7 protein-coding genes are annotated in these 7,680 nt (G+C 62.4%); all 7 read right to left on the reverse strand.

Annotated elements, in window-relative coordinates:
• Positions 1 to 181: 181 nt before the first annotated feature.
• A complete protein-coding gene (locus ABF821_RS09870; protein WP_415529890.1) occupies positions 182 to 2,071 on the reverse strand; it encodes a bifunctional sugar phosphate isomerase/epimerase/4-hydroxyphenylpyruvate dioxygenase family protein in 1,890 nt (629 codons plus the stop codon).
• Between the two features lie 35 nt (positions 2,072 to 2,106).
• Complete coding sequence (locus ABF821_RS09875) at positions 2,107 to 2,964, reverse strand: sugar phosphate isomerase/epimerase family protein (RefSeq protein ID WP_415529891.1); 858 nt, start codon at positions 2,962 to 2,964, stop codon at positions 2,107 to 2,109.
• Positions 2,964 to 3,797 carry a shikimate dehydrogenase gene (locus ABF821_RS09880; protein WP_182973872.1) on the reverse strand — a complete coding sequence of 278 codons (834 nt, stop codon included), beginning with the start codon at positions 3,795 to 3,797 and terminating at the stop codon, positions 2,964 to 2,966. The genes ABF821_RS09875 and ABF821_RS09880 overlap by 1 nt, the downstream gene beginning before the upstream one ends.
• On the reverse strand, positions 3,794 to 5,182 hold the full coding sequence (locus ABF821_RS09885; RefSeq protein ID WP_415529892.1) for an MFS transporter: 1,389 nt from the start codon (positions 5,180 to 5,182) through the stop codon (positions 3,794 to 3,796). The genes ABF821_RS09880 and ABF821_RS09885 overlap by 4 nt, the downstream gene beginning before the upstream one ends.
• A 108-nt stretch (positions 5,183 to 5,290) precedes the next feature.
• Positions 5,291 to 6,496 (reverse strand): 3-oxoadipyl-CoA thiolase, encoded by a 1,206-nt coding sequence (pcaF, locus tag ABF821_RS09890; RefSeq protein ID WP_415529893.1) that lies wholly within the window; start codon positions 6,494 to 6,496, stop codon positions 5,291 to 5,293.
• The gene (locus tag ABF821_RS09895) at positions 6,489 to 7,151 is read right to left on the reverse strand and encodes a 3-oxoacid CoA-transferase subunit B (RefSeq protein WP_220793776.1); all 663 of its coding nucleotides are present in this window, start codon (positions 7,149 to 7,151) and stop codon (positions 6,489 to 6,491) included. Before ABF821_RS09895 ends, pcaF begins: the two co-directional genes overlap by 8 nt.
• A gap of 2 nt (positions 7,152 to 7,153) precedes the next feature.
• On the reverse strand, positions 7,154 to 7,680 hold a 527-nt coding region (locus ABF821_RS09900), incomplete at its 5' end, for a 3-oxoacid CoA-transferase subunit A (RefSeq protein WP_415529894.1).

Raw genomic sequence — 7,680 nt, forward strand, 5'->3', positions numbered from 1 at the left:
CATCAAAGAAACCCGCCTGCTTCATGAGCCATTCCCCCAATCATCGCAGCAGGGATGGACTCACAGCCAACAGTTAACAACCAGGGGGGGTTTCGAACCCTCTACATCGCTACCGCAGCAGACTGGATCAAGCCATAACAGGCCCCAATATATAAAAATCCATTATTATAAATAGATGTGATTATATTGGAAACCAGTCCGTATTCGACGCATACCCGGCACGACGCTGGGCTGTAAGCCGTACTTGCGTATTAGCAGCCCCATATCCGTTATATGAATTTTCTCTCTGTACAATTTCAAAAAAGAATATGCGATCAATAGCCCGTGAGAAGACCTGAAAGAACTCACCTCCCCCCGCATCACGATCATAGAGGATATTATGCGCGGCAAGACGAGCGACAAAGGCATCATCCAGGCCGAAACGCGCCTGTAGATCGTCATAATAATTCCGGGCGATGACCAGGATCGGCAGTCCAGCCCGCTTCATGCGGATAGCGCAGGCAAAAATATCGTCCGTCCGCAATGCCAGATGCTGATAGCCGGAACCGAGGAAATGACGTTCGAAGCGTGAAGCCAGCGTACGCGTCCCCAATGCGCCGTTCAATGTCAGGCGTAGAGACCCATCGTTATTCTCCAGAGCCTGGCTCTGCACGACACCACCCGGATCGATCAGATCGACTTCCTGACACGCTCGCAAGTCGAACAAACTGGTCCAAAATAATAGCCAGGACAGAAACTCGTCATATCGGACGATCGTAGCCAGATGATCGAAAAAGAGGCTTCCCCCGGCAACTGGAGAGAAATGCGTCATTTCGATCTCGAATTCCCGCTGCCACAGCCCGTCGAGTGCCTCATCATCGAGAAAATAGACGAGGCTCCCCCCCACGGTACGAACGGCCGGAATGGCATGCCGGGAAAGATTGTCCGCAGGGTCTTCAAGAATGGACATACCCAGAGCCTTCGCCCTCTGGGCTGCATCGGCACGGTTCGGAACCCTTACGCCGATCGCACAAATCCCCTGCCCATGCATCAGGCCAAAGCTGCCCGCCAGGGAATGGCTTTCGCGGTTCACCACGACATGCGTGTTCTCGCTTCCCTGCCACAAATCGACGGCACGATGGCGATGACGGCCCACTTTTCGCAAACCAATAGCTTGCAACATGCCTTCGACAACGCCCTCGGCATCCTGCGCCGCGGAGAACTCCACGAACGTCAGTTCGACCGGAGGGCGTGGGGGTAACATCCCATCTTCGCCGAGCAGTCTACTGGCATCGTCACGCAATGCGATCAGCGACCGGCGGCCATCAACGGCGATGGTCTTGGACAATCCGGCGCGAAACCGATCATTGAAGATTTCGAGCGAAAGCGGCCCCTGATAACCAATCTGCATGAGGGCGGCGACCCATTCCGTAACGGGCAATCCCCCCTGCAAGGGCATGCATCGAAAATGCCGGCTCCATTGCAGCAGATCCATGTCCATGATAGGCGCATCGGCCATCTGCACCAGGAAAATTGATTGCGGGTCAATATTTTCCAAGGACGAAACGGGAATTTTTCGCGAAAGCGAATGAAAGCTATCCAGCACCATCCCGACCGATGGCAGCCCGACCTGCTGTACAATCCGCGCCACCACCCGGTGATCATTGACGTAGCGCCCCCAGGCCAGGGCCTCATAGGCAATGCGCAGCCCCCGTGTCGCGGCCCGCTCACCCAATTCGCGGAAATCGGCGACGATCCGTGCATGATCGCCGCTCGCCACTTCCAGAGTGCTGGAACAGACAAGGAGCAGGTCGGTGCCCATCGCTTGCATCAGGTCGAATTTACGTTCCGCCCGGTCGAAGGCCCGGATACGCGCGTCGCCGGACAGTCCTTCGAAATCGCGGAAAGGCTGATAAACGACATTCCGTAAGCCCAGATCCATCATCAGCAGGCGCAGATCGACGGCTGAGAGATCAGAGGCTACAAAATCGTTCTCGAAAATTTCCGCAGCCGTGAAGCCGGCATCGGCGATCGCTTCCAGTTTCTCGCGTAAAGTGCCGCTGAGCGATACGGTCGCGATCGAATCCAGCATGTTTCTGATCCTCTTGCTTTCCGTCAGGACGGACTTCACGATGTCGGCGTCGAATTCGGCGCAGGTGGACTCGAAGACCCATCGAGGCTGCCGAGCAGGTGTATCGTGGCCTGATGCACATGGCGTGCAACTGCTTCCACACCGCATTCGGCCGTCATCCGGTCCATTGGTACCTCAAGGCTTATCGGAATGCCAACCGGCATTTTCTCGATCAGGGCCGGCAACGCGAGGGCCCCGTCGCCGGGTGCCAGCCGCTCGGCCCGGGCTTCGAGCAGACGCTCCTGCAACGTGTCACCTCCCCGCGCCGGTCCGTCGCAGAGATGCAGAAAAGGGAGAACCGACGCATCCTGCCCATCGAGATCGGCAAGGCGACTTCCGGAGCGGTAGAAATGCAGGGCATCGACCAGCACCCCGCCATTGACCGGCGCCCCCGCCCGGCGACGGATTTCCAGCGCATCGGCCAGACCCGGCACGACGGTCCAGGGAAAGAATTCCAGAACCACCCCCAGTCCGTATCCCGCCGCCAACGCGCACAAGGCGGCATAACGGTCGGCCAGCCGGCCGAGATCCGGGTCATAGGGCGCCGCGATAATCCGCGACGCGCCCAATGCGGCACCGGCCGCACAGAAGGACTCCAGGGACGAGACATCCAGCCCCGGTTCTATTTTGACGAACTCGATATCGTGAACGCGCAGACCGGTTTCCCGCAGGGCGGACCGGGTTGCACGCATTGATGCCGGGTCGTCCATCAGCGGATAGCCGGGACTGGTCGGCGTGACCCGGATCAGGCGCAACCCGACCGCCTGGAAGCCGGTTCGCGCCGCGAGACGGATCATTTCCGGTGGCGATAATGTGATCGTCGTGAGATGCGCAAGGGCAAGATCACGGGCCATCAATCGAACTCTTTCAGCATCCGCTCGCGGTCCGGCACCAGTCCGGTGAACAGTTCGAACGCATCGGCCGCCTGGAAGACCGCCATGCCGATACCGCTGACGGTCTGGCACCCCTTCACGCGGGCCGCCGCAAGCAGCTCCGTCTCGCGCGGGAAATAAATGACTTCGGAAAACCATTGCCTGGACTGGAGCAGGTCGGCGGAAAACGGCGTTCCAGGATGGGAGTCCATGCCGATCGGCGAGGTCTGGACGACTCCGCTGGCCTCGGCGATCACGTCCTCAACACAGGTCGCAACCGTAACCTGCGCCTCCGGGAAGAGGTTACCCAGCCTGTCCCCCAAGGCGGCCGCACGCTCCGTCGCGACATCGAAGAGGTCAAGACGCGCCGCCCCCATCGACAGCAGCGCATATGCGACGGCTGCGGCAGCACCACCCGCGCCGACCTGGCCGACGCGCCGCAACGATGCGTCGGGCAGGGTCCGTTGGAAATTCGCCGCGTATCCCGACCAGTCGGTATTGTGTCCTATGCGCTTTCCGTCCCTGAAGACCACGGTGTTTACAGCACCGATCGCGCGCGCGGCATCGGACAGCGTGTCGAGCAACGGGATGACCGCCTGCTTGTATGGGTGGGTCACATTCGTGCCGTTGAAACCGAAACGTTCCATCCAGCACAGGATGTCCGCAAGCGCCCCGGCATTCCCCCGCCACGCCGCCGTATCGGCCAGCCGATAGACAAGCGGGATGCCGAGATTGCGCGCTTCGCGCTCATGCATCGCGGGGCTGCGCGATTTGGCGATCCCATCGCCGACAAGACCACAGAGCCAGCTCATCATACCCCCCTGTCAGCCGAACGCTGTAGAACCGACATCGCATAGACACAGCCTACGCAGATCAGCAGCGGGACGGCATATATCTGAAAAATGATCGAAAGACGCACATGGTGTTGCAGCAGGGTTCCGCCGAGGAATGGGCCGATCACGGCACCGACCCGGCCGACCCCCATGGCCCAGCCCATTCCGGTCGCCCGGACCTTGACCGGATACAGGCCGGCGGCAAGAGGATAATGGCCGTTGAAGCCGCCCTGCAAAAAGATGCCTATGACGAAAGCGACCGCCAGTACCTGCGTCACCGACATCGTGATCGATCCGAAGATGCTCAACGCCACGGCGGCGATCAGGAGATAGAGCATGATCGTGCGATGCAGCGTCAGACGCATCGCGATGATGCCGATCGTCGCACAGCCGACAAAGGCACCGATATTATAGAGCGCACCGGCATAGATGCTGTCCGAAATGTCCAGACCGGCCTCGACGGCGAGTTTCGGAATCCAGCTTATGATGAAATACAGCGTCATGAAGCCGCAGACGATCGACGTCCAGAGCAGGAGCGTCCTGACCATGCGCCCCTCGCGGAACAGGCCGCCCACACCGGCATTCGTCCGATCCAGAGGAACCGGTTCGGGCAGCGTATCCGTTTCCGGCAAATGAAGACGGCGCTCGATGGTCCGGATACGTTGCAGGGCATTACGTGGCTGACGCTGGGCAAGAAATGCCATGGATTCCGGGAGAAAGAAGATTAACGGCAGAAGGGCCGAGGCCGAGAAAAGACCCGCACCGATCAGAAGAATATTCCAGCTCCACGTATGGATCAGCGGTGCTACGATGAAGCCGGTGATGGTCGCGGCAATGGGATAACCACCCTGCAACATGGCTACGGCGAAATCGTGATGTTTGGGCGGCGCATATTCGGCAGCCAGCGTTGCGATCCCGGCCAGGGCAGCGCCGATGCCCGCCCCGACCCCTAGACGCAGGACCGCGAGTTCGACCAATGAGGTCGCGTAGCCGCTGGCGATCATGCACACCGACATCAGCGCGACCGAGAAAATGATCAGCGGCCGTCGCCCTGTCTTGTCCGAAAGCGGCGCGATCAGCAGTCCGCCCAAGGCCATGCCCGCCAGGCCCGCGCTGAACACGATGCCAAGCTGCTCGGCACTGAGGCCGAGACTTTTGGACAATGTCGGTGCGACATAGGAAATCATCAGCACATCGACGCCATCGACCATGTTCACGCCGAAACACAGCATGATGATGATGGCACGCATCACTGTCCAACCGGCAGGAGCGAGCTGCCCGGAGGCGTTCAGCAGCGAGGCGTCGCGTGCATCGTGATGCGGTAGAGGCGCACCGGGGCGCGCTTCATAGGAAACGGAACCAGACATTGCGGACTCCATTGAAGATGCCGGCCATGCGAGCCACGCTCTTCACGTTTCTTGTTGTTGGAGTGAAAGTCCTGCGTAAAAACCGGTGTAGCACCCCGGAAAAGCAGCCTATAGCCGCTCGATGATGGCCGCGATACCCTGCCCGACCCCGATGCACATGGTCACGAGCGCCCGGCGGCCACCGCGCTGTTCCAGCCCGTTGACGGCCGTCAGCGCCAACCGTGCGCCCGACATGCCAAGCGGATGCCCCAGCGCGATCGCACCGCCATGCGGATTGACCCGCTCGCAATCGTCGGGCAGCCCCAGCGCGCGCAGCACAGCCAGCGACTGGCTGGCAAAAGCCTCGTTCAGTTCGAACAGGTCGATCTCGTCGAGTGAAAGACCGGTCTTTTCCAACAGGCGACGGACGGCCGGGACCGGACCGATCCCCATGACCGCCGGTTCGACTCCCGCCGTCGCCATGGCCACGACCCGCGCCCGCGGCGTCAGGCCGTGCCGCTTCGCACCATCCGCGCTGGCCAGCAGCAGGCCGGCCGCGCCATCGTTCACGCCGGAGGCATTGCCGGCGGTGACGGTGCCCCCTTCCTTACGGAACGGTGTTTTCAGCTTGGCCAGCCCTTCGGCGGTGGTCTCAGGGCGCGGATGTTCGTCCTCATGCACCGTGACCTCGGCGCGGCGTGTCCGAATGGTCAGCGGCGTGATCTCGCGCGCGAAATAACCCGCCTGCCGGGCGCGCTCGGCCTTCTGCTGCGAAGCCAGGGCGAAAACATCCTGATCCGCGCGGGAGATCGCGTAGCGTGCCGCCACGTTTTCGCCCGTCTCCGGCATGGAATCGCAGCCCCATGCCTCGCGCAGGGCCGGGTTGACGAAGCGCCAGCCGATGGTGGTGTCATAGATCGCGGCATCGCGGGAAAAAGCCTCTGTCGCCTTGCCCATGACGAAGGGCGCGCGCGACATGCTCTCGACCCCACCCGCCAGCATCAGGTCGGCCTCGCCGCTGCGGATCGCACGGGCCGCCTGGCCCACCGCGTCGAGGCCCGAACCGCAGAGCCGGTTGATGGTGGTACCCGGCGTGCCGACCGGAAAACCCGCCAGCAGGACGGCCATGCGCGCGACGTTCCGGTTATCCTCGCCGGCCTGGTTGGCGCATCCCATGATGCAATCGTCGAGCGCGTCCCAATCGACCGATGCGTTCCGCTCCCGCAGCACGCGCAGGGGATGGGCCGCCAGATCGTCGGCCCGGATGTCACGCAGCGCGCCAGCATAGCGCCCGATGGGGCTACGTGTGAAATCGCAGATATAGGCGTCACGCATATTCCGGCACCTCGAAGTGCAATTCGACCCCGGTCTGGGCCTGAAGGGCCTCGCGGCTCAGGCCCGGGATCATCTCCGTTACGACGAAACGGCCATCCCGCACGTCGATGACGGCGAGGTTGGTGTAGATGCGCGTGACGACCCCCGGCGCCGTCAGCGGATAGGTGCAGCGTTCCACCAGCTTCGGTGCGCCATCGCGCGTCGTATGTTCGGTCGCCACCCACACGCGGGGCGTGCCCACCGCCAGATCCATCGCCCCGCCGACGGCAGGCGCGCTGTCTTCGGCAGAGGTCGCCCAGTTGGCGAGGTCGCCGTTGGCGGCGACCTCGAACGCCCCCAGCACGCAGAGATCGAGATGGCCGCCCCGGATCATCGCGAAACTGTCGGCGTGATGAAAGAAGCTGCCACCGGCATTCAGCGTCACATGCTGCTTGCCCGCGTTGATCAGCCAGGGGTCGACCGCCTCCGGCGCGGGAGCCGGACCGAACCCCAGGATTCCATTCTCGCTATGCAGAATGACCTCCCGCCCCGCCGGGATCGCATCGGCGATCAGCGTCGGGATGCCGATGCCCAGATTGACGTACCAACCCTCGGGAATGTCACGGGCGATGCGCGCGGCCAGGTCCCTGCGGGACAGCGGTTTGCAGATGCTCATGGTCATGCGCCTCCTTCCGCGCCGGCCGCGACCTTCGCGGCCTCGGGCACGACGACGATCCGATCGACAAAGATCCCCGGCGTCACGATCGCTTCGGGGTCGAGGGCGCCGACGGCGACCATGCCGCAGCTCTGGACCACGGTCATGCGCGCGGCCATCGCCATCACGGCATTGAAGTTGCGTCCGCTCTCGCGATAGGTGCAGTTGCCCATCCGGTCCGTCCGCCAGGCTTCCACCAGCGCCGCGTCGGCATGCAGCGCATGTTCCAGCACATAGGTCCGGCCATCGAACGTCCGGGTTTCCTTGCCCTGCGCCAGCAGGGTTCCCACCGTCGTCGCGGTGTAGAAGCCCGGGATACCGGCGCCGGCCGCCCGGATGCGCTCGGCCAGCGTGCCCTGGGGCACGATTTCGAGTTCCAGCTTCCCCGCGCGAAACAGTTCCTCGAACACCACCGATCCGGCGGAGCGCGGGAAGGAACAGATGATCTTCCTGACCCGCCCAGCCTCCATCAGCTTGGCCAGGCCCACCC

Origin of the sequence: Gluconacetobacter sp. (assembly GCF_047721585.1) — a bacterium.
Classification (GTDB): Bacteria; Pseudomonadota; Alphaproteobacteria; order Acetobacterales; family Acetobacteraceae; genus Gluconacetobacter; species Gluconacetobacter dulcium.